This is a genomic window from Cryobacterium sp. M91, from assembly GCF_002929615.1.
Taxonomy (GTDB): Bacteria; Actinomycetota; Actinomycetes; order Actinomycetales; family Microbacteriaceae; genus Cryobacterium; species Cryobacterium levicorallinum.
On sequence record NZ_PJJT01000090.1, the window covers coordinates 207,121 to 228,768 of the forward strand.

At 65.2% G+C, this 21,648-nt stretch carries 23 protein-coding genes and 1 riboswitch; of the genes, 8 read left to right on the forward strand and 15 right to left on the reverse strand.

Features of this window, described 5'->3' with window-relative positions:
* Positions 1-254 precede the first annotated feature (254 nt).
* Entirely contained in the window at positions 255-569 is a 315-nt protein-coding gene (locus CXY80_RS16615; RefSeq protein ID WP_092449170.1) for a hypothetical protein, read from the forward strand.
* A 292-nt stretch (positions 570-861) separates the two neighbouring features.
* On the opposite strand, the gene CXY80_RS16620 is transcribed toward CXY80_RS16615, so the two are convergent.
* Positions 862-2,247 (reverse strand): DUF2079 domain-containing protein, encoded by a 1,386-nt coding sequence (locus tag CXY80_RS16620; protein ID WP_104133128.1) that lies wholly within the window; start codon positions 2,245-2,247, stop codon positions 862-864.
* Positions 2,248-2,526: 279 nt separating this feature from the next.
* Here CXY80_RS16620 and CXY80_RS19210 point away from each other — a divergent pair, with 279 nt between their 5' ends.
* Positions 2,527-2,700 (forward strand): hypothetical protein, encoded by a 174-nt coding sequence (locus tag CXY80_RS19210; protein ID WP_158251691.1) that lies wholly within the window; start codon positions 2,527-2,529, stop codon positions 2,698-2,700.
* Between the two features lie 163 nt (positions 2,701-2,863).
* Here the strand turns inward: CXY80_RS19210 and moeB are convergent, their stop codons facing one another.
* From moeB to thiO, 4 genes are read right to left on the reverse strand one after another with little or no spacing between them, the layout of a single operon-like run.
* Complete coding sequence (gene moeB / locus CXY80_RS16625) at positions 2,864-4,036, reverse strand: molybdopterin-synthase adenylyltransferase MoeB (RefSeq protein WP_104133129.1); 1,173 nt, start codon at positions 4,034-4,036, stop codon at positions 2,864-2,866.
* Complete coding sequence (locus tag CXY80_RS16630; protein ID WP_304466175.1) at positions 4,033-4,824, reverse strand: thiazole synthase; 792 nt, start codon at positions 4,822-4,824, stop codon at positions 4,033-4,035. Before CXY80_RS16630 ends, moeB begins: the two co-directional genes overlap by 4 nt.
* Before the next feature lie 2 nt (positions 4,825-4,826).
* Complete coding sequence (thiS, locus tag CXY80_RS16635) at positions 4,827-5,096, reverse strand: sulfur carrier protein ThiS (protein WP_233195432.1); 270 nt, start codon at positions 5,094-5,096, stop codon at positions 4,827-4,829.
* Entirely contained in the window at positions 5,093-6,346 is a 1,254-nt protein-coding gene (gene thiO, locus CXY80_RS16640) for a glycine oxidase ThiO (RefSeq protein WP_092449196.1), read from the reverse strand. The genes thiS and thiO overlap by 4 nt, the downstream gene beginning before the upstream one ends.
* 61 nt (positions 6,347-6,407) lie before the next feature.
* Between thiO and thiE the strand changes: the two genes are divergently transcribed.
* Positions 6,408-7,052 carry a thiamine phosphate synthase gene (gene thiE, locus CXY80_RS16645; RefSeq protein ID WP_104133131.1) on the forward strand — a complete coding sequence of 215 codons (645 nt, stop codon included), beginning with the start codon at positions 6,408-6,410 and terminating at the stop codon, positions 7,050-7,052.
* A gap of 34 nt (positions 7,053-7,086) precedes the next feature.
* On the opposite strand, the gene CXY80_RS16650 is transcribed toward thiE, so the two are convergent.
* From CXY80_RS16650 to CXY80_RS16675, 6 genes are all read right to left on the reverse strand, one after another.
* Positions 7,087-8,628 carry a bifunctional hydroxymethylpyrimidine kinase/phosphomethylpyrimidine kinase gene (locus tag CXY80_RS16650; RefSeq protein ID WP_158251692.1) on the reverse strand — a complete coding sequence of 514 codons (1,542 nt, stop codon included), beginning with the start codon at positions 8,626-8,628 and terminating at the stop codon, positions 7,087-7,089.
* A riboswitch (TPP riboswitch) is annotated at positions 8,611-8,710 on the reverse strand. Its footprint overlaps the gene before it by 18 nt.
* Before the next feature lie 72 nt (positions 8,711-8,782).
* Positions 8,783-10,216: a dihydrolipoamide acetyltransferase family protein gene (locus CXY80_RS16655; protein ID WP_104133133.1), complete on the reverse strand. Its 1,434-nt coding sequence runs from the start codon at positions 10,214-10,216 to the stop codon at positions 8,783-8,785.
* Complete coding sequence (locus CXY80_RS16660; protein ID WP_104133134.1) at positions 10,216-11,235, reverse strand: alpha-ketoacid dehydrogenase subunit beta; 1,020 nt, start codon at positions 11,233-11,235, stop codon at positions 10,216-10,218. Before CXY80_RS16660 ends, CXY80_RS16655 begins: the two co-directional genes overlap by 1 nt.
* Entirely contained in the window at positions 11,232-12,374 is a 1,143-nt protein-coding gene (pdhA, locus tag CXY80_RS16665; RefSeq protein WP_104133135.1) for a pyruvate dehydrogenase (acetyl-transferring) E1 component subunit alpha, read from the reverse strand. Before pdhA ends, CXY80_RS16660 begins: the two co-directional genes overlap by 4 nt.
* 109 nt (positions 12,375-12,483) lie before the next feature.
* Positions 12,484-12,972 carry an Lrp/AsnC family transcriptional regulator gene (locus tag CXY80_RS16670; RefSeq protein WP_092449161.1) on the reverse strand — a complete coding sequence of 163 codons (489 nt, stop codon included), beginning with the start codon at positions 12,970-12,972 and terminating at the stop codon, positions 12,484-12,486.
* 7 nt (positions 12,973-12,979) lie between these two features.
* The gene (locus CXY80_RS16675; RefSeq protein WP_233195433.1) at positions 12,980-13,798 is read right to left on the reverse strand and encodes an oxygenase MpaB family protein; all 819 of its coding nucleotides are present in this window, start codon (positions 13,796-13,798) and stop codon (positions 12,980-12,982) included.
* A 194-nt stretch (positions 13,799-13,992) separates the two neighbouring features.
* Between CXY80_RS16675 and CXY80_RS16680 the strand changes: the two genes are divergently transcribed.
* Positions 13,993-14,553, forward strand: coding sequence for a YceI family protein (locus tag CXY80_RS16680; protein ID WP_092449159.1), 561 nt, complete (start codon positions 13,993-13,995; stop codon positions 14,551-14,553).
* A 106-nt stretch (positions 14,554-14,659) separates the two neighbouring features.
* Complete coding sequence (locus CXY80_RS16685) at positions 14,660-14,914, forward strand: ribbon-helix-helix domain-containing protein (RefSeq protein ID WP_158251693.1); 255 nt, start codon at positions 14,660-14,662, stop codon at positions 14,912-14,914.
* Between the two features lie 371 nt (positions 14,915-15,285).
* Here CXY80_RS16685 and CXY80_RS16695 read toward each other — a convergent pair whose 3' ends face one another.
* Positions 15,286-16,125, reverse strand: coding sequence for a phosphotransferase family protein (locus CXY80_RS16695; protein ID WP_158251694.1), 840 nt, complete (start codon positions 16,123-16,125; stop codon positions 15,286-15,288).
* Complete coding sequence (locus tag CXY80_RS19590; protein ID WP_158251695.1) at positions 16,122-16,310, reverse strand: hypothetical protein; 189 nt, start codon at positions 16,308-16,310, stop codon at positions 16,122-16,124. The genes CXY80_RS16695 and CXY80_RS19590 overlap by 4 nt, the downstream gene beginning before the upstream one ends.
* A gap of 410 nt (positions 16,311-16,720) precedes the next feature.
* Between CXY80_RS19590 and CXY80_RS16700 the strand changes: the two genes are divergently transcribed.
* The 3 genes from CXY80_RS16700 (at position 16,721) to CXY80_RS16710 (ending at position 20,189) form a co-directional block, all read left to right on the forward strand.
* Positions 16,721-17,755 (forward strand): nitronate monooxygenase, encoded by a 1,035-nt coding sequence (locus tag CXY80_RS16700; RefSeq protein ID WP_104133140.1) that lies wholly within the window; start codon positions 16,721-16,723, stop codon positions 17,753-17,755.
* 230 nt (positions 17,756-17,985) lie between these two features.
* On the forward strand, positions 17,986-19,434 hold the full coding sequence (locus CXY80_RS16705; protein WP_104133141.1) for an amino acid ABC transporter substrate-binding protein/permease: 1,449 nt from the start codon (positions 17,986-17,988) through the stop codon (positions 19,432-19,434).
* Positions 19,431-20,189, forward strand: a complete 759-nt coding sequence (locus tag CXY80_RS16710; protein ID WP_092449153.1) for an amino acid ABC transporter ATP-binding protein — start codon at positions 19,431-19,433, stop codon at positions 20,187-20,189. Before CXY80_RS16705 ends, CXY80_RS16710 begins: the two co-directional genes overlap by 4 nt.
* Positions 20,190-20,352: 163 nt before the next feature.
* On the opposite strand, the gene CXY80_RS16715 is transcribed toward CXY80_RS16710, so the two are convergent.
* Both CXY80_RS16715 and CXY80_RS16720 read right to left on the reverse strand, forming a co-directional pair.
* Positions 20,353-21,396: an aromatic acid exporter family protein gene (locus CXY80_RS16715; RefSeq protein WP_092449152.1), complete on the reverse strand. Its 1,044-nt coding sequence runs from the start codon at positions 21,394-21,396 to the stop codon at positions 20,353-20,355.
* Entirely contained in the window at positions 21,393-21,632 is a 240-nt protein-coding gene (locus CXY80_RS16720; protein ID WP_369828714.1) for a DNA glycosylase AlkZ-like family protein, read from the reverse strand. The genes CXY80_RS16715 and CXY80_RS16720 overlap by 4 nt, the downstream gene beginning before the upstream one ends.
* Positions 21,633-21,648: the final 16 nt, after the last annotated feature.

Consider the following 21,648-nt stretch of genomic DNA (forward strand, 5'->3'; position numbering starts at 1 on the left):
TCTGACTTGTCAAGTGCAACTGCCGATCATGTTGCGCTACGCCCGCTGGGCGATTCCCCGAGGCTGTAACTGGCCGCATAAGCGGGTGAATTGCTACGTCACTCGGCGGAGCAACCATTCACGCGCTTTCGCGAGCTGGAGCTGGCAATCAGGCAGGCCGGAGTAACCGGCCCGTCCGTGATTGGACCGGATGAGTGCGAGGGCGGACGTCTCGGCCCGCACGTGATCGGGGGAGCTCGAAAGTTCCCTGGACCATGATGGTGACGAGTCCGGTCGTGGCCGTTATCGGCGGATTGGTCATGCTGGGCGGGGTCGTCGCCGTGATCGCTCTGCTCGGTGATGACGCGCAAGACTCGTCAACAGCCGTCCTGACCGCCGTGATCCTCGGTGTGATCCTGATGTTCACACTGGGCTTTGTGCAGGTTCGGGTGAGCGTCGACCGACGGGGGCTGCGCGTGGTGTCGCGGCTCCTGGGCATCCGTTTGAAGCAGGTGCCGCTCGATCAGGTGGAATCAGCGTTCGCCGAGACCCTAAGCCCGCTGCGGTCGGGCGGCTGGGGCTACCGCTGACGAGCGGGCGGACGGCCGTGGTGATGAGGGGCGGCCCGGCCCTCGTGGCCAACCTACGTCGCGGCAACCAGTTCGCCGTGACGGTCGACCACCCGGAATCCGCAGCCGCGCTGCTGACGGCACTCGGCGACGGGAACCCGCCCACAATCTGCAGGCTGGGCCTACCTTAGGGAAGTGGGTCCATGATCCATCATGGGCCCACTTTCCGGGCCCGGGCCCAAAGAGACCGGGCCCCGAACAGATCGGCCCCAAAGAGACCGGGCCCCGAACAGGGTCGGCCACGCCAGCAGGATCAGTGAGCGCGGGCGACCTCGTAGCCGCCGCCGGAGTAGATCGTCGTGAAGCCGACTCCGGGATGCAGGGCCTCGGCGACGACCTGCGCAGACGTCCATTCGCCGGGCAGGCCGCCCGTCTGACGGTCGATCACCAGATAGTCGGGGAGCGGATTCTGGTTGCCGAGCCAGTAGACATCCGTTCGTTCCACCAGGTAAATCATCAGCCCGATATCAGATTCGACCCGGGCGCCGTCGGGCACAACGGAGAGGGCGGCCTGCGCGGAAGCGGCGCGATCCGTCGAAAAATTGGCCGACACATTCGTCAGCTTGAACAGCGGCAGCGTCGTCGCGAGCACCAGACCGGCGACGATCGAAACGGATGCCGCCCGCCGCCCGAAACCGCGCAGCCAGCCCCGCCGACTGATGCGCACGAGCACAATGCCATCGAGCGCGGCGGCGAACACGATGGGCATGAGCACGGCGCTGTACTGCCAGGTTGGACCCCAGTAGCCCGAGTTATCGGACAGAAACCGCCAGGCCAGCGTCGGCAGCAGCACGAGGGCGAGCGGCGAGCGCACCGCAATCACGCCGCCGACCACGAGAAGCAGCAGCAGCGTCACCCCCTTCTGCGGCTGCAGCAACGCGGCCGGATCGCTGAGAATAGCGGGCAGGTCGATGCTGCTCGAGTAGGCCCAGGCACCGTTCGGATTGAGCAGCGGCAGAATCACGAGGCTCGCGAGCGCAAACCAGCCGATACCCCAGACGGCGAGCCACACGCCAAACGGATGTCGGCTGCGCACGGCCAGCACGATGCCGAGGGCGGCAACGGTGAGGCCGAGGTCCTCCTTGACGAACACGAGCGGCATCGCCCAGAGCAGGCAGGCCACCCACTTGCGCAGCAGAAACGCGGTCAGCGACAGCGCGAGGAGCGGCACGGCGAACGCGATCTCGTGAAACTGCGCCTCCACCGCGCCCTGCAGGCCCCAGCTGAAGGCGAAAGCCAGCCCGAACAGCGTGCCGGTCACCGGCCCGAGCAATCGCATCGCGCCGTAGGTCAGGGCCGCAGCGGCGAGACCGAACAGCGCATTCTGCACGACCAGCAGCGTGAAGGAGTGCGGAAAGATCGCGAAAATCGGGGCGAGCAGCACCAGGAGCGGATGAAAGTGGTCACCCAGCAGATTGAATCCGTCGCCCTTGATTGTCACAATTGGAGCCTCGAGCCCGGCATACTGCCGGGCCAGCTGGGTGAAGATTCCGAGGTCCCAGGACGGAGCGGCGAAACTGCGCCACTGCAGCGCCGACAACACGGTGTAGGCAGCGGTCGCCACGAGTCCGACGGCCGCCGGCAGCAGAATGGGCCGCCGCGTGCTTGGCCGAACCGGTCCCACGCGCGATCCCCTCATTCGTCAACGCTAACGCACCGGCAACCGGCACCGCCTTCTGCACCCGCACCAGCTCGGCGCCCGCGTAGCGCCGTCAGCGCCGTCAGCACCGTCGCCCCCACCGGTGCCCGCGCCCCGATGGCAGCGACGCGGCGTCCAGACCGGGCCGGTGCGCGCCGCGGCATCCGGGTAACTGAGGTTTTGTCGCAGTACGGGACCTTTGGCACTGTTTCGGGGCCGGGGCGCGGAGCAGACTAAGGGCGTGCAGCCGACAACAACACCTCTGGAGATCGTATGACCATGACTTGCCCCTTCTGCCGGTCCCCAGCCCGGCTCAGCGCGAATCCGGCCCACGCCGAGCGCACCTCGCTCCCGGTCTACCTGCTCAAATGCTCGGGATGCGACCACACGAGTGTGCGCGTCTCTCCGGTTCGCGGCGCGTTCGCGTCCCGCGCCGCCTCGGTCAGCGCCTGAGGTTATGACTCTCGCTGGGGAATCCGATCCTCAGCGAGCGCAGCCGCACGCTGCCCCCAAATCGTGCTTTCCCGGCCCGTACACCGGCGAGTGGCAAAGATAACACCTTCGCATCCCCCTGCGAAGGTGTTTTCTTTGCGTTCGACCGCCCCGGTGGCTTCGTTCAGGTCGGCAGTACCGTTGCGATCTCCCGCACCCACGCGTCGATACCACCCTCGACCTGCCACACTCGGTCGTAGCCATGGCTATGCAGCTTGGCCAGAACGGCAGCCGAGCGGGCACCCGCCTTGCAGTGCACCACGATATCGCGGTCCCGCGAGAGAGACGAAAGTGCCTTCCCCGAGAGGATTCCGCCCTGCGGAATGAGCAGCGCCCCGGCAATATGCACGATGTCGAATTCCCCGGGTTCCCGCACGTCAATGAGGTCGAAGTCACGCGCGCCGCGCTTCCGGCTTTCGAGCATAGCCGCGAGTTCGTGCACGGAGATCGCGTCGTCGACCTGATTCGATGCGGGCATTGTTTCGCAGAATACGTCGTAATCGATCAACTCTGTGACTGGTTTATTGGCGGGGTCGCGTGCAATGGCGAGTTCGCGCCACGACGCGTCAAACGCGTTGAAGAGCACGACCCGGCCCAGAAGCGTGCGGCCGACTCCGGTGATCAATTTCACGGCTTCGGCGACCATCGTTGAGCCGATCGTTCCGCAGAGCATCCCGAACACTCCGCCTTCTGCGCAGTTGGGCACGGAGCCCGCCGGTGGGGCTTCTGGATACAGGTCGCGGTAGGTGGGGCCGTGCTCATTCCAGAACAGGCTGACCTGCCCGTCGAAACGCAGGATGGATCCCCAGACACAGGGCTTGCCGAGCATCGCGGCGGCATCACTGACCAGATAGCGAGTGGCGAAATTATCGGCACCGTCAACGATCAGGTCGTACTGGGCGAATAAGTCCAGAGCGTTCGCCGAGTCAAGCCAAACATCGTGCCGGTGAATCGACACGAGTGGGTTGAGCTGGGCTACCGCCGCGGCAGCGGACTCAAGTTTCGAGTGACCGAGGTCTGCAACACCGTGGATAATCTGACGCTGCAGGTTGCTCAGGTCCACGGTGTCATTGTCGATAACACCCAGGGTACCCACCCCCGCAGCCGCCAGGTAGAGCAGTACCGGTGAACCGAGACCGCCGGCGCCAATCACCAGCACCCGCGCATTCTTCAACCGTCGTTGGCCGACAATACCCATTTCGGGAATGAGAATGTGGCGCGAGTACCGCTGGAGTTCCGCGGCAGTTAGCTCGTCGCCCGGTTCGACGAGCGGTGCTAAGAGTGTCACGTCACTCATAGGTCGGGCCTCCCGTTCATCGTCGATGAAGCCAAGGCGAGTTCACGCTTCGGAATCCGGCCAGCCTGGGACGCCAGCCGACCCGCAATTACCGCATGTTTGAAGGCTTCGCCCATGAGTGCCGGGTTCTGCGCGCGCGTCACCGCCGTGGCCAGGAGCACGGCATCGCAGCCCAGCTCCATCGCGAGTGCAGCGTCGGATGCGGTGCCGATTCCAGCATCCAGCACCACGGGAACGCCGGCACGAGAAACGATCAGCTCGATATTGTGCGGATTGAGGATGCCGAGCCCGGTGCCGATCGGAGCCCCAAGTGGCATCACGGCGACGGCACCGAGATGCTCAAGGCGAAGGGCCAGCACGGGATCGTCATTTGTGTAGGCGAAAACCTTGAAGCCGCGCGCGACAAGCTGTTCGGTCGCGTCCAGCAGTTCGACCGCATCGGGAAGGAGGGTGTGCTCATCGGCGATGACCTCGAGTTTGATCCAGTCGGTCTCGAGGGCTTCCCGCGCCAGCTGTGCGGTCAAGACGGCTTCGCGCGCGGTAAAGCAGCCAGCGGTATTGGGCAGTACCCGAATGGAGCGATCGACCAGAAGATCGAACAGCGATCCGGCCGTCGTCACGCTGTGACGCCGCATTGCGACGGTGGTGAGCTCGGTTCCGGAGGCGTGAAGGGCCGCGCCGAGGCCCTCGAGGCTCGGTGCGCCGCCGGTACCCATGATTAGACGTGAATTCAACTGCACGCCGTCGATCACCAGGCTGTCAGTGATTGTGAGTTGTTCGGTTTCCACGGTCAACCTCCCTGAACTGCGGTGACAATTTCAATGTCATCGCCGGCCGTGAGCACGGTGCCCGACCATTGGCTGCGTGGAACGACTTCACGGTTGCGTGCAACTGCCACGCCGAGACCTTGTTTGTCGGTCGCACGGCCATCCGCTGCGATGTGGCGACCGGTGATCTCGGCGACCAGGTCGGTCACGGTGCTGCCGCGCCGAACAATTCGTTCTGTGCCGTTGACGGTGATCGCGCTGGCAGGTATATAAATGGGCCTGGATTCGGTCACGAGCTGACAACTCCTTGTAGGGAAACGGATGCTGACGGTCGGGTTGCAGAGAAACGGTGGGGCCGAAAGCGCTCCCACCGCTGGTCTGCACTTCCCTCGATGAGCTGAAGACAGTAATGGGCAGCTACCGGGGTGAGCAGTACGCCGTGGCGGAAAAATCCGGTGGCGATGATAAGCCCGGGGATGTCGCTGCCTGGTGTTTCCCTACCGGTTCGCGAGACCCGGCCAAGCAGTGGCGCGTTATCGGGCGTTCCTGGACGAGCGCGAGCGGTTACTTCGATCAGCTCGAGCTCCCTGACCGCCGGCAGCAACACCTGGGCGTCACGCAATAGCTGATAGACGCCACCAGCCGACACCGCAGTGGAGCCGTCTTCGCGTTGGGTGGCTCCGATCACGACCGTTCCGTCCGATCGTGGAACCAAATAGACCGGCACGCCGTGCACCAGCCCGCGGAGCGTGCAGGTGAGCAACGGCCGAAGGTGCGCCGGCACCCGAAGCCGTAGAATATCGCCGTAAACCGGTCGAAGTGGCATGGTCAGTCGCTCTGGTAGCCCGTTCAACATGGCCGCCGCGAGGCCATTGGCCACAACTACTTCGGCGGCACTGACCGTTCCGCCATCAGCCAGGGCGACACCGGTGACGCGAGATGAGGCATCCGCGGAATCGTCGTGCAATAGCCCCATGGCATTCACCCGGATCAGGGCGTCGTGGCCCCACCGGCGGCTTTTCGCCAGCGTGGCAAGTGCGAGTTGGATGCGCTCGGCGAGCCGGCGCGGGTCGACCTGATGATCCTGCTCCACCATGAAGGCACCGGAAACGTGAGGGCTCAGAAGCGGTTCAAGCACGCGCGCCGCGCGAATGGTCAGCGGGTCGACGGCTAGCCCGTTGGCGAGCTGCACCCCACGCAGGTCGGCCAGCGCTTGCCGGTCGGCCGAATCAGCGCCAACAGTCATGGTGTGAGTTCTCTGATACCCGGTTAGGTGATGCTCGGGCCCCAGTGATTCGATGAACGCCGGATACAGCGCCGAGGAGGCGAGCATGAGCTCGAGCAACACCTCTTCTTGGTAGTGCAATTCGCTCACCGCCGCGAGCATTCCGGCCGCAGCGTACGTTGCGCCGCCGGCGGGGTCCGGATCGATGACGACCACCGTGCGGCCGGAGTGCGCAACAGCCCAGGCAATGCCGAGCCCGATAATGCCACCGCCGATCACGGCGACGTCGACCGTGCGGTTCACGACTCGTTCATTCATGGTGCGCACCGTTTTTCTGCGCTGGCACGGACGCTCGAACTTGGCCCATAGGGTTGGTCGCATGGACCAGACAAAAGCCCGGCTGTATCTCTGCACCGATGCCCGGAAGGATCGTGGCGATTTCGCTGACTTCGTGGCGGCGGCGTTCGCTGGTGGGGTCGACATTATTCAGCTTCGCGACAAAAATATCGACGCCGCCGAGGAGCTCGAATATCTCGAAATTCTGCGCTCGGTTGCCGACCAGCACGCACGACTCTGGGCCGTCAACGATCGGGCGGATATTGGCAGCCTGACGGGCGCTCCGGTATTTCATGTAGGCCAGACAGACCTGCCGGTGGCCTCCGCTCGCACCCTGCTCGGCCCGGCCGCCGTGATCGGCCTGTCCACACACACTACCGAACACGTGGATGCAGCACTGGCCGCGAACGATCTTAACTATTTTTGCGTCGGCCCAGTCTGGGCCACACCGACAAAACCCGGTCGAGCGGCGGTCGGAACGCAGCTTCTGCGTTACGCGGCCGCCCGCAGCGCAGCCACCGACAGCGAGCTGCCATGGTTTGCCATCGGCGGCATCGACCTCAGCAACATCAACCAAGTCGTCGATGCTGGCGCGACTCGAGTGGTTGTGGTGCGCGCGATCACCGACGCCAACGACCCGACGGATGCCGCGCAGCGACTTCTGGCCAGCCTGCCCGCGCTGGGCTGATACCGCACACAGTACCGAGTTTGGCGTGGTCATCTCAGGCCAACACAGAGTGCCGAGGGGCGTCGAAGAAGTCGAGCTCAAACCGTGACGAGGTGGCAAACGCCTGGCGCATCGCCGAGCGTTGCGCGGCAGAGGCCGTCGCCGCAGCGGCGTCGGTGAGCGCGATGACTTCCCTCGTGGCCGCGGCGAATTCTTCATCGGCATAGGTCTGGAGCCACGCGGCATATGGATGCACTGCTGTCTCGGTGCGCGCCAGAAAGTCGGTGTGCAGCCGCTCACCGACATCCGCATAGAGCCAAAAACAGGGCAACAGCGCCGCCAGAAGCACCGCATAGTTTCCGCCCTCAGCGAGCCCGAGCAAGTGATCCAGGTAGCCAGCCGTTACCGGGCCGGCCTCGGACGACACGTCCCGTTGCCCCAGCCAGTTTCTGTGCAATTCCAACTCAACGTCGCGGCACCGTCGTGCCGAATCGGCCAGAAACCGCTGTGCGTGCATGCTCGGCGCGATCTCACTGACGCGCGCAAGAACGCGCGAGTAAGTGGCGAGGTAGAGCGCGTCCTGAGCGAGATAATACGCAAAATCTCGCTCGGCCAGAACCCCAGTACCGAGATCCCTAATGAACGGCAGATCGAAGATCTGCGTGCGAATCTGCTCGACATCGCGCCACAGTGTCGCACTGAACTTCACCGAATCAGCTGGTGTGGCCGACTCGGCCGACGCGCCTGCGAACAGCCGATGAAAGTGATGGATCGGGCCATGGCCCTGACCGACCTCGAGGTCGTCGGCATGGGTCAGAGCATCCTGAAGCCAGTCTTTGACCTCGGCCAGAGACGCAGCCCAGTCCCCGGTTCGCGCCTGTACCGTGGCCATTGCCGAGGAGAGCGAGCATCCGGTGCCGTGGGTATTCTTGGTGGCGATGCGCGGCGAAGCAAACTCGACAACGCTCTGTGCCAGCAGCCCGTGGGTGTTGACCAGGGCGTCAGGGCAGATGGTTTCGTCGAAATGACCCCCCTTCACCAACACGGTTACTCCGGTGCGGGCTGATAGTCGTTTGCCCTGCTCGATGGCCGCAGCCCAGTTTGCCGCTGTGGGTTCTGCGAGCAGAACGGCCAGCTCGGGAACGTTGGGTGTGACGAGATCGGCGAGGGGGATCAGATCACGCAGCGCCTGCTCCGCTTGGGGTTCGAGCAGCCGGTGACCACTCGTTGCCACCATCACCGGGTCGAGCACGACGAGCGGAGGACGGTGGGCATTGAGCCAGGAACGCACCTCGTGAATCACGTCGATTTCGGCGAGCATGCCGATCTTCACGGCATCGATGGTCACGTCATCGCTCACGGCGTTCAATTGCTGGCGCAGAAACGCGACCGGCGGGGTGTGCACCGAGCGCACCCCGCGTGTGTTCTGCGCGACCAGAGCTGTTACTACTGCCATGCCGTACCCGCCGTTGGCTGCGATGCTTTTCAAATCGGCGTGGATGCCGGCACCGCCGGTCGGGTCGGTGCCGGCGATACTGAGAATCCGAGGCGTGGTGCGCGGCGTGATATTCGAGGTCTGATCAGTCATCCGTGACATTCCTTCGCTAGTGCTAACTAGACAGGTTCAACGGGTATTCATCTCAGCTCGCGCATTGTGCGGAGCACCCCGTGTCACTCAGCAGCCTATACGCCAACAAACATCACTCAGTAACCGATGCCAGAATCGTGGGCGTTCAGGACACGCCCCGAGCTCACAGGTCGGCGAGCAGGCTCACCGGGTTTTCAATGCAGCCGGCCACATAGGTGAGAAACCCGGCGGCCGTTCCGCCGTCGCAGACCCGATGGTCGAACACCATGGAGAGTTCTACGACGGTGCGAACCGCGAGTGCGTGTTCGACCACCCACGGCCGCTCGATCATGCGCCCAATGCCGAGAATGGCCGCTTCGGGATGGTTGATGATCGCGGCCGAACCGTCGACGCCGAGCGATCCGAAGTTGTTGAGGGTGAAGGTTCCCCCGGTCAGCGCGCTCGGCGAGAAGGTGCCGTCGGGCGACTGTGCGACCAGCGCGGCGAGGGCATCGCGCAGCTGTCGCGTACTCATCGCGTGGGCACGGTGGATGACGGGAACCATCAGCCCGCGTGAGGTCTGCGCCGCAATGCCGAGGTTGATGGCTCCGTGCTGGAGAATCTCCTGGCTCGCGGTGTCGACCGAGGAATTGAGCACCGGATACCGGCGCAGCCCGGCCACCACGAAGCGCGCGATGAGCGCCGTCACGCTGAACCGCTCATCCGTCGCCGCGAGCAGCTGGTCCCGCGCGGCGAACAGGGCGGTCGCGTCGACGTCGAGCCAGATCGTCGCCTCGGGAATCTCCCGACGCGACGTGGTCAGCCGCTGCGACACGACTTTGCGCAGGCCGGTGATGGGAATGCGAATATCCGCACTCGCCGCGTCGACAGTGCTGGGCGGCGTCGCAATACCCACATCGACTGCCACCTCGACAGCCACATCGACAGCCACGGCCGGAGCGGTGAGCGCGCGAATGTGTTCCTCGACGTCGCTGCGCAGCACCAGACCGTCGTGCCCGCTCCCGGCCAGCGTGCTCGCGTCGAACCCGTTCTCGCGCGCCAGCCGGCGCACGATCGGAGACACGACGGGGGAGTGGCGGATCGGGTCGACCGTGCTGGACGAATCGATGGCTGCAGAAACGGATGCCGCCACCTCGGCGGGGCGCTCGGCCAGCGCAACGGCGACGGGCGGCGTCGATGCAGCCGGTGCCGGGGCATCCGCTGCCCGCGGGGTGCCGAACCGCCCGGCGGCTACCTTGCGCGCCGGCCGGGTGCTTTCGGTCGTGCCGTAGCCGACCAGAACGGCTCCGGAGCCTTCGACCGCCACGACGGTCGCCGCGGCGACCGGAACGTCGACAACACCGGCTGAAGCGTCATCAGTCGCGTCGGTCACGGTCAGCAGCACCTGCCCGGCATGAATGACCTGGCCGGGCTCGCCGAACAGGCTTGCCACGACGCCGCCGTAGGGCGACGGCAGCTCCACGATCGACTTGGCCGATTCAACCTCGACCACGGCCTGGTCGATGGCGATCGTATCGCCGGGAGCGACCAGCCAGGCCACGATCTCGGCCTCGGTCAGTCCTTCACCGAGGTCGGGCAGCAGAAACTCGCGGCTCATCAGGACCACTCCCAGGTCGACAGCGCGGCGAGGATTCGGTCGGGGGTCGGCAAGAAATACTCCTCGAGCTTGGGTGACGGGTACGGAATGTCGAAGCCGGTGATGCGCAGAATGGGCGCGGCCAGGTAGAAGAAGTTGCGCTCGGTCAGGCGAGCGGCCACCTCAGCGCCGTAACCGCCGAACTGGGCGGCCTCGTGCACGATCGCGGCCCGGCCGGTCTTTCGAACTGATGCCCCCACCGTCTCGTCATCAAACGGCGACAGCGTGCGCAGGTCGATGACCTCGATCGAGAGCCCCTCAGCCGCGCCCTGTTCGGCCGTCGCGAGGGCGGTCTTCACAGTCGGACCGTAGGCGATGAGCGTGACATCGCTGCCCTCCCGTAGCACGACGGCCCGGTTCAGCGGCTCGGTCTGCACCGGCAGGGAAAGCTCCGCTTTGCTCCAGTAGCGACTCTTCGGCTCCATGAAAATCACCGGGTCGTCGCTCGCGATGGCGCCCCGCAGCATGGAATAGGCGTCGGCCGGGTTCGACGGGCTCACCACGGTCAGCCCGGGCGTCGCCGTCCAATACGCCTCGGAGGAGTCGGAGTGATGCTCGACGCCGCCGATATCGCCAGCGTAGGGAATGCGAATGACGATCGGCAGCGAAATCTTGCCGCGCGTACGGTTGCGCATCTTCGCCACGTGCGACACTATCTGCTGGAACGCTGGGTAGCTGAACGCGTCGAACTGCATCTCGACCACCGGGCGCAGGCCGTACATCGCCATGCCGATCGCCGTTCCGACGATGCCGGCCTCGGCCAGCGGCGAGTCGCTCACCCGGGTCTCGCCGAATTCGGCGTATAAGCCGTCGGTGACCCGGAACACGCCGCCGAGCGGCCCGACGTCTTCGCCGAACAGCACGACCGTCGGATCGTCGACCATGGCGTCGCGAATGGCCGCGTTGAGGGCGGCGGCCATGGTCAGGTTGTCCGGAGCGCGCACAGCTGTTCCGGTCTCGAGGGTCTGCTGGGGGCTCATCGGGTGCTCTCTTCGTATTCACCAGCGGATGCGTCGGCGTCGCCGTCGAGTTCGGCCGCCAGAAAGGCGCGTTGCTCGGCCAGGGCGGAGCGGGGAGTGGCGTAGACGTGCTCGAACAGCTCGAGCGGATCGACCACCGCCTGCTCCGTCATGCACTCGCGGGTCGTCGCTGCGAGCGCCTCCGCGGCCGCAGCGACGGAAGCGCGCTCTTCCTCGGACAACGCCCCCTGGGCAATGAGGTACTTCTCCAGGCGTTCGATCGGGTCGCGGCTGCGCCACAGGTCGACGTCGGCGGTTTTGCGGTAGCGGGTGGGGTCATCCGAGTTGGTGTGCGCCTCGATGCGGTAGGTGAGGCCCTCGATCAGGGTCGGGCCGCCGCCGTTGCGGGCTCGGTTGACCGCCGCCGAGATGACCGCGAACATGGCGGCGACGTCGTTGCCGTCAACGTAGAAGCCGGGCATGCCGTAGCCGATCGCTTTGTCGGCGATGGTGCGGCAGGCCATCTGCTTGTCGAGGGGCACGCTGATCGCGAATTGATTGTTCTGCACCACGAAGACGACGGGGGCCTGCCAGACTGCGGCAAAGTTGAACGCCTCGTGAGCGTCACCCTCGCTCGTGGCCCCGTCGCCGAGCAGGGTGAGCGCCACGGTGTCGTCACGTTTGAGCTTGGCCGCGGTGGCGAGGCCCACGGCGTGCAGCGCCTGGGTGGCGAGCGGGGTGGCCTGCGGGGCGATGCGATGCTGTTGATAGTCGTAACCGCTGTGCCAGTCGCCGCGGAACGAGGCGAGAATATCCTTCGGCTCGACACCGCGGGTGAGCAGCGCGATGCTGTCCCGGTAGGTCGGAAACAGCCAGTCCTGCGGCGAGAGCGCGGCGACGGCGGCGATCTCGCAGGCTTCCTGGCCGAGCGCGGATGGGTAGGTGGCGAGGCGACCTTGCCGGGTGAGGGCGGTGACCTGCACGTCGAACCGGCGGGCCACGACCATCTGCCGGTAGAGGCCGAGCAGCGTCTCGACCGGGGGAAGGACGAATCCGCCGCTCTCGGTGCCCGGAACGGCGTTCCCCGAATCATCGATCAACCGCAGGGGTGGGGGTGCCAGCACAGCCGTCAGCGGCGTGCTCTCGACATTGAGGCTCATGAGCCAATGGTGCGCCCTTTTCGCAGGCCTGGCCGCGCTTTTTCGCAGTTGTGAACGATTGGCCGATCATCCGCCAGACGGCGACCAATCGGCATGGTTGAGTCCTGAATCAGTGCCAGGCGTCCGGAGTCGTGCCGGGTGCGTGCCCGATGATCTCGTCGAGAATGAGGTGGGACCGGGTCGAGATCACCCCCGGCATGGTGTGGATATCGCGCAGAATGGCCTGGCTGAGCTGCTCATGGTCGGGAGCGCTCACCGTGAGAATGATGTCGATGTCGCCGCTCACGGCCTGCGCCTTCTCCACGAACGGCAGTTCGGCGAGCTGCGCGGCAATTGCGCCCCAGGCGACGTCGCCGATTTTCACGACTACGAGCGCGGACACGTTGAGCCCGAGTGCCTTACGGTCGGTTTCGGCACCGAAGCCGGTGATCACGCCGTGGCTGATCAGCTTCTGCACCCGGGTGTGGGCGGCGGTGCGGGAGATGTGCACCTGCAGGGCCAGCTGGCGCATCGAGAGTCGACCGTCCCGGCTGAGCTCGGCGATAATCTGGCGATCGGTGCTGTCGAGTCCGGGGTGGGGAGTCTGCGGCTGCGTCATTGGACTCTCACACTACCGGCGCGGGCGCGGCCGCCGTGGATTCGCGCTGACCGGATTTGCGCAGCACGCGCAGATAGTGATTCTTGGGCCAGTGGCGCAGTGCCAGCGGCAGGCGGGGATAAATCAAGCGGATGCCGCCCAGCACGCGATCAAAGCGCCGCTCGTGCCGCTCGGTCCAGGGAAGTTCGAACAGCACGCGAACGTGGGGCGGCAGCAGTCCGGCGGTCATCAGCCGGGCCAGCGGCAGAACGGTCCGATACCAGAACGGAGCCGACCGCGAGTGCAACAGCTCGTGCGCGACCGCGCGGGTGGCGGCATCCGTTGTCAGCAGCTGCAGCTGCTCGTGCCAATACCGGCGAAAGGCGGCGCGATCTGTCGGCCATAGTTCCGGCGGCACTTGCAGTGACGTGCCGAGCCGGGCGTATTCGCTATAGACGGTATCGGCGATGTCGTCGTCGAGCGGGCCGTAGATCAAAGCGTGCAGGTGGGTGGCCGATTCATAGAGCGTCGCGGCAACCCAGAGCTGCAATTCGGGGGTGAACGCGTTGTACTCGGGGGTCGTGCCGACCGAATGCACGGGAACGTGCGCGTGATTGACCCGCGCGGCCATCGCAGCGGCCAGGTCGGCCTCGCCGAAGACGGTGGCGTAGACGTAGCTGAGCGTGCCGCTCAGCCGGGCGAGTGGCGTGGCGGCGAAATGGCTGTGATCGGCCACGCCGTGCCCGATGGCCGGATTCGCCAGCTGCAGCAGGATGGCCCGGCCTCCGGCGGCGATCAGCAGGCTCTCACCCGCTACCCCCCGCATGCTTGGTGCGCGTGCGCTCACAGCAACCTCCCATTAAACACGCAGAACCTCGTGACAGGGTGAGCCTATTCGGTCGGACTGAGTGTAGGTCCCGTCTGAACGCCCGAACAGGGGAAGATGAATACTTGTCTTCTGGGGAATATGTGCATCTTCTATGCGCTTGCATGTATCCGAGGGCGACAATTCCTGGGCCCACACACTTGAGGAGAACTTCTATGAGCGAGACTACGATCACCAATATCCCGGGCTACAAGGCCGGAACCTGGACCATTGACAAGACCCACAGCTCCGTCAGCTTCAGCATTCGCCACATCGTCATCAGCAAGGTCAAGGGCACCTTTGATGACTTCGACGCCACCTTCGTGACCGGCGAGGACCCGCTCCAGACGAGCGTCACCGCCTCGGCCAAGGTCGTCTCGATCAACACCAACGAGCCGGGCCGCGACGGTCACCTGCGCACCGGAGACTTCTTCGACGCCGAGACGTACCCGACCATCGACTTCGCGTCGACCGGTGTGCGCGTCGTTAAGGGCGAATATCTCGTCGACGGCAACATCACCATCAAGGGCGTTACCAAGCCGGCCACGTTCGAGCTCGAGTTCGGCGGCTTCGGCGGAGACCCCTACGGCAACTACAAGTTCGGTGCCACGGCCAAGACCGAGGTCAACCGTGAAGACTTCGGCCTCACCTACAACGCTGCCCTCGAAACCGGTGGAATGCTGCTCGGCGACAAGGTCACCATCACCCTGGAACTCCAGGCCGCGCTCAATGCGTAACCCGTAGTTTTTCGCGTTTCCACGAAGCGCCGTGCAGGGCCCCACTTCGGTGGGGCCCTGCCTCGTTAATCGTTTGGCCTTCCCGACAAGTGATGTATCTTTCATCGTGCTAAGAACGCAGATTTCCCTAACGGAAGACGAGCGTCATGCCCTCGATGCGGAAGCCGCTTGCACGGGTAAGTCTGTGTCTGCACTCATTCGAGATGCTGTCGAGGCGCTCTACCTGTCGGAGCGTTCAAGCGAGGCAGATTTGCAGGCCATGCGCGCCTCCTTCGGGACGTGGAACGGTCGCGACGTCGACGGCGCGACCTGGGTTGACCGGGTACGCTCCGGCGACCGTCTGGGGCAGACCGCGTCGTGACCGTCCTCATGTACGCGTCGGTTTTTGATCGATTACCTCCGAGGCCACCAGGGTGCGGCCGATGTCCTCGAAACCGAGCGTGTTCTGGCACCCCTGCACGCGAGTGAGATGACTCGCCTCGAAGTTTTGGCCGAAATGCGACCGAACGTGGAGGCAGGTACTCGGGCACTGCTCGCGACGTTGATTTGGCATCCGGTCAATGCCGAGGTCGCTGAAGCAGCGGGTGCATTGGGCCGACAGTGGCTACCCAGCCATCACACGATTGATGGTGCGGACCTAGCGATTGCTGCCACAGCGATTCGCTTTCAGGCCCGATTGCTCACACTCAACCTGCGACACTTTCCAATGGTTTCGAACCTGCAGCCTCCGTATTAGCCAGCGTCGAGTCGCAGCATCCATTCGGTCAGGCGTCGGCGCAGCCCGGCGCCGTCGAGGTCGTCTCGGCCGAGATCCGTGTAGTTGGGCGCCCAGGTTTCCACTCGGGGGTAGGCCTTCATCGCTGCGAAGTGGTCCCAGAGGGCCACATCGGGGGTGGGGGAGCCGAACGCCTGGTCGTAGGCGCGGGTAAAGACGTCGGCGACCGTCACGTCGTAGAGAAACACCAGGTCCTGGCGACACCAGGCCAGGTCATACCCGCGCGGCGCTCGCCCGGCGCCCGACCAGTCCACGATCCCGGTCAGGCGTTCGTTCAGCCAAACGGTATTGCCGGACCAGAAGTCGTTGTGGGTGAGCACGCGGGATTCGCCGGTGAGCTGGTGCCACACGGAATGCATCGGTGACTCGGTCGCCGGTTCGGTGAACAGGTCGGTGAGCCCTGGAATAACAGCAAGAGAGTGGATGCGCGCAAGCGCCGCCCCGAGTTGCCGCGCGAAGTCGTGCGGGTTTGTGGGGGTGATCGAGGCCCGACCTGGCAGCAGCGTCGTGACGATGAGCGGGCATTCGTTCACGGTGCCGTCAGCGTCGGCGGCCAGCAGCTGCGGAGCCAGCTCGCCGAGGTCGCCCAGGGTGCTGAGGACGCGGATCTCGAGCCGCACGGCGTCGTCACCGGGCGGAAACTGCCGCAACACGAACTCGGCGCCGTCGGGGGTACCGACAACGCTCGTTCTGGCGTGGGTGCCGCCGGGCAGCGAACGCACCCAGCGCAGCTCGGCGACGGCGAGTTGCCGCGCGGCCCACTCGAGCACGAGGGGTGAGGGAGCGGCTGCGGTCATACGCTCACCCCGACACGTTTGACCGTGCGGTCGAGGCGACGGATCGCGAGCAGAGCGGCGATGACCAGAAGAATCCTGCCCCCAAAGATCACGCCCTGCGTGGTGTGCTGTGGCACGACGAGCAGGAGGCCGCCCGTCAGCATGGCGAGCAGAGCAACTGCAATGTAGAAATACCCCATAGTCATGCACCCCCTCGTCGTTCCACCCTAGCGATTCCGACCGTGGAGCCATCTGATTCGGTTGACCGCAACTCACGGTACGGCCGTCGTTGCCGTTTCGCGTCGCCGGACACCTCCCGGCGCGAGTTGCCAGCTTCGGCTACATCGCTGGCGCGAGAGAACACGTTCCGCCCCTGGGCCGGCTCTCAGGGGGCCGAACCCGCCCTCCCCGGAGATGACCAGGGTTCAGGGGTCGAAGTTGTCGTCTCGCGGGGCCGGGTCCGCGGCAAATGAGGTCTCGCCCAGCCGGTCGTCGGGAGGTGACCGGCCGGGGCTAAGGTGCAAGGGTGCCCGAGAACGCGTCGAGCACACGAAAACAGTCGAGAGAATGCAACTCCAGTCGATAGAGGTGCACTCTAGCTAGTCGAGGAGATCCCGTGTTCACCCTAAATGACCTAGCGATTCCGATCATCGCGGCGCCGATGGCCGGTGGCGCCTCTACGCCCAACCTCGCGGTCGCCGTGAGCGACGCGGGCGGCCTCGGCTTTCTTGCCGGCGGGTACAAGACGCCGACGGTCCTGGCCGAGCAGATCGTGGACGTACAGCAGCGCACGAAAAATCCTTTCGGTGTCAACCTGTTTGTTCCGCAGTTGCCCCTGATCGACCGCGCCGCCGTCGAGGCGTACCGCGACGCGCTGGCCCGCGAGAACCCCAGCGCTGTGTTCGCCGAAATTGACGAGACCGACGACGACTGGTTTTCCGAGAAGGTGGCGGTCGTTATCGCGCGACAGGTTCCGGTGGTCTCGTTCACCTTCGGCCTGCCTCCGGTAGACGCCGTCGAGCGGATGCACACGGCCGGGTCGTTCCTGATCGCCACGGTCACCTCGGTGCCCGAAGCCCGTCAGGCGGTTGACCGCGGCGTCGATGCACTCTGCGTGCAGGGGCCGGAGGCCGGCGGGCACCGGGGGACCTTCACCACGCGGGACGAACCGGGCACCCTGGCTCTGGGGGAGCTGTTGATCGCGATTCGCGAGGTGGTGACGCTGCCGCTGATCGTGGCGGGCGGCATCCACTCTGGCGGGCAGATCGCCTCGTTGCTGGCTGCCGGAGCCGAAGCTGTGCAGCTCGGAACCGCCCTGCTGCGCACCGACGAGTCCGGTGCGCAGCAGGCCCACCAGGACGCCCTCGTCGACCCGCGGTTCACCGAGACCGTCATAACCTGGGCATTCTCCGGCCGCCCTGCCCGCGGCTTGCGGAACGGCTTCATCACCGCCCACGACGCGACCGTGCCGCACGAGTATCCGCAGGTGCATCACCTCACCAAGACTGTGCGAGCGGATGCCGCCCGCCGCGGCGACCCGCACGGCCTCGCCCTCTGGGCCGGTACCGGCTTTCGGGAAGCGGGCACCGGCTCGGCCGCGACCGTGCTCGCTGCGTTGTGGGCCGACACGCACGCTGCCGTCGTCTCGTAGCAGGTCGTCGCGTAGTTTTTTTACGTGTCCTGACGGTGCCGAGGTGCTGGAGCCGGTCGGCTCCGGCACGGTCGAGAACCGTGCGGCGGCCCCCAAGGTAGGCTTTATCGACAGGGTGAGCGGCAGCCGCTCCCCGATGGATCAGCGTCGATCAGCGCCTCTGACCCTGGGGCCGCCAGGCCAATGTAGATCGCACAACAAGAAATGGTTCTCCTTTGCGCAAAATAACTATGTTCCGGGCGGGCAAGCTCACGGTCGCCGTCACGGCGCTGCTGGCCCTCGCCGGCGGATTCCTCGGCGTCAGCGCCGCAGCCGCGAGTCAACCACAGGCCGCTACCGCCGGCGAAAACTACGTCATCGGCACCGACACCACCTTCGCGCCGTTCGAGTACCGCGAGAACGGTGAACTCACCGGCATCGACATGGACCTGATTCGCGACATCGCCGAAAACCAGGGGTTCACGGTCGAGATTAAGTCGCTCGGCTTCGACGCTGCGCTGCAGGCGCTGCAGTCCAATCAGGTCGACGGCGTCATCGCCGGCATGTCGATCACCGACGAGCGCAAGCTCATCTTCGACTTCTCCGACCCGTACTTCGACTCCGGCGTGCAGATGGCCGTCGCCGAGGACAACACCGAGATCACCGGATACGCCGACCTGGCCGGCGAAACGGTCGTCGCCAAGCGCGGCAGCGAGGGCGAGACCTTCGCCAACTCGATCAAGGACGAATACGACTTCACGGTCAAGGCACTCGCCGACTCGGCCACCATGTATGACGACGTCAAGGCCGGCAACTCCGTCGCAGTGTTCGACGACTATCCCGTGCTGGCCTACGGCATCAACCAGAACAACGGGCTCAAGTCCGTCACCGAGAAGGAACAGGGCAGCTCCTACGGTTTCGCCGTCAATAAGGGGCAGAACCCCGAGCTGCTCGCCGCGTTCAACACCGGCCTCGCCGAGTTGCAGGACAACGGCGACTACCAGGCCATTCTTGACACCTACCTGGAGCAGCCGGCACCCGCCGCGGCATCCGGTTTCTTCGGTCTGCTCAGCGACAGCATACCGGCGCTGATGAAGGGCCTCGGGCTGACCCTGCTCGCAACCGGCCTGTCCATTCTGATCGCTCTCGTGCTCGGCGTGGTATTCGGCTTCTTTAAGGTCTCCGAGAGTCGCATTCTGCGCGACATTGCGAGCGTCTACGTCAGCATCTTCCGCGGCACCCCGCTGCTCGTGCAGGCCTTCTTCTTCTACTTCGGCCTGCCTCAGCTCACCGGGCAGTCGATCGACGTGCTCACCGCTGGTGTGCTCACCCTGAGCCTGAACGCCGGCGCCTACATGACCGAGATCGTGCGCGGCGGCATCCAATCGGTCGACCCAGGTCAGACCGAAGCCGGTCGCAGCCTCGGCCTCGGCTACGTCACGACCATGCGCCGCGTCGTACTGCCGCAGGCCGTGAAGATCATGACGCCGTCGTTCATCAACCAGTTCGTGATGACCCTGAAAGACACCTCGTTGCTCGCCGTGATCGGCTTCGCCGAGCTCACCTATCAGGGCCAGCAGATCTACGCCGCCAACTTTCGCACCGGTGAGACCCTGCTGATCGTCGCCGCGCTGTACTTCATCGTCATCAACCTGCTCACCATGCTCTCCAACAAGCTCGACAAGAGGTTCAACAAATGAGCACCAGCGCAAACAACACCGCAAGTGCCAGCAAAATTTCGGTACGTGGCCTGCGCAAGTCGTTCGGCTCCAACGAGGTGCTCAAGGGCCTCGACGTCGAGATCACCGAGGGCGAGGTCGTGTGCGTCATCGGCCCTTCGGGTTCGGGCAAGTCCACCTTTCTGCGTTGCCTGAACAAGCTCGACGAGCTCAGCGCCGGCACGGTCATCGTCGACGGCTTCAACCTCAGCGACAAAACCGTCGACCTGAACGAGGTTCGAGCGCACATCGGTATGGTCTTCCAGCACTTCAACCTGTTTCCGCACATGACGGTGCTGCAGAACATCATGCTCGCGCCGACCGAGTTGAAGAAGGAATCCAAAGCGGATGCCCGAGCCACCGCCCTGAAACTGCTCGAGCGGGTGGGCCTGTCCGACAAAGCGGATGCCCGCCCCGCGCAGCTCTCCGGCGGCCAGAAGCAGCGCGTCGCGATCGCCCGGTCCCTCGCGGTGAACCCCGACATTATGTTGTTCGACGAGGCCACGAGCGCCCTCGATCCCGAAATGGTGGGGGAGGTGCTGCAGGTCATCCGCGACCTCGCCGCCGAGGGCATGACCATGGTCGTCGTCACCCACGAGATGGGTTTCGCCCGCGAGGTCGCGGACCGGGTCATCTTCATGGCCGATGGCCTCATCGTCGAAGAGGGGACTCCGGCCGAGCTGTTCGGCAACCCACAGCAGGAGCGCACCCAGGACTTCCTGTCCAAGGTGCTCTAAACCGCGTGACCCGAAAACGGATGCTCCGCGCGAGACCCGCGCGCGGCATCCGTTTTTCTGTGCCGGTCAGGCATGACCGCGCCCGGTTTGGGTAGCCGCTACGGTAATCGGCGTAGCGGCTACCGAAATGGGGCGCGGCTATCGAACGGATGCTTCGGGCGGCTCAGGCCCGGTCGCCGACGATCTCCTCGCGCACCCGGCGCAGGTCCTCCATGAGCGAGCCGATAAGGATCCAGTGGTCGGGGTGCGGCGTCACGATGCGCAGCGGCGCGGTCAGGGCCAGCACCTCGGGGGCCGGCGGCTCGGGCGCCACCGTGAGGTCGCCCTCAGCGCGAGCGAGCAGCCGCAGGTCGTGCGCAGCCCGGGCCAGCTCCTCGGAAAAGGCCTGAACGCTCGGCTCCAACTGCAGGGAGGTATCGTAGTGATCGTGCAGGGCCCGGGTCATGCCGATAGCGCGGGTCACGAGGGTTGGCAGTCGCGCGATCATCTCATGGTCGGTGTCGAGCGCCAGGCGTAGTTTGGCCTTGCGCGGGTTGAGCATGAGGCTCTCCTCCGCCTGCGCGATGGCCTTCTCCGCCTTGACCAGCATGGGGCGCAGCAGCCGGGCCTTGATCATCAGCTCCATCAGGTCGACCGGCGTCTGCGGGGTACGTAGCGCCTGGGCAATGCGCTCGAAGGTATCAGCCACCTCGCGAGCGAGCAGGGCCACAGCATCGCGTGCCGGCGCAATCAGCACCGGCGGAACGATCAGGGCGTTGATGATCAGCGCGATCCCCGCACCGATGAACGTTTCAAAGATGCGATCGAGGGCATACCCCGGCGTCGTCGCGCCGAGCGCGAGCACGAGCATGGCGCTGATCGGAATCTGGCTCGCCGACACCGGCGACAGCCGCAGCGCCCAGGCGACGAGGATGCTGACCACAATCGTGCCGAGTACAACCCAGCTGGACTGGCCGAGGAAGAAGCCGATCGTGGAGGCGATAATGACTCCGCCGATGACGCCAGCGGTACGTTCGATCGCGCGGCCGAGGGTCTGATTGACACTCGGCTGCACCACGAGCAGGGCCGCAATCGCGGCAAAGATCGGTAGGTCGTTGGGCAGCAGCAGCTGCGAGACGATCCAGGCCAGGGCGACGGCGACGGCCATCTTCACGACCTGCAGCACCGGGAGTCGGGTGGGGATGCGCAGGGCCGATGTTAGTTTCACTGCTCAAGGCTAACCCGACAACTCCTCAAGCGGATGCCGACAAACCCGTCTGCCCGCTGCGCGCCGGCCCGAACCAGGTGCAGCGTGCCGCGCATCGGCCACGAACGCACGATGTCACCCGCATTGACGCTGGCCTGCACCTCGTCCAGCGTTGTGCCGGGGGAGCGCACCCCGATGGCCCACTGGGCCGCCGGGTAGTCCTGGGCCTGTACCGCGAGCATCCGCTCAACGACCACAACGGCCCCATCAGCG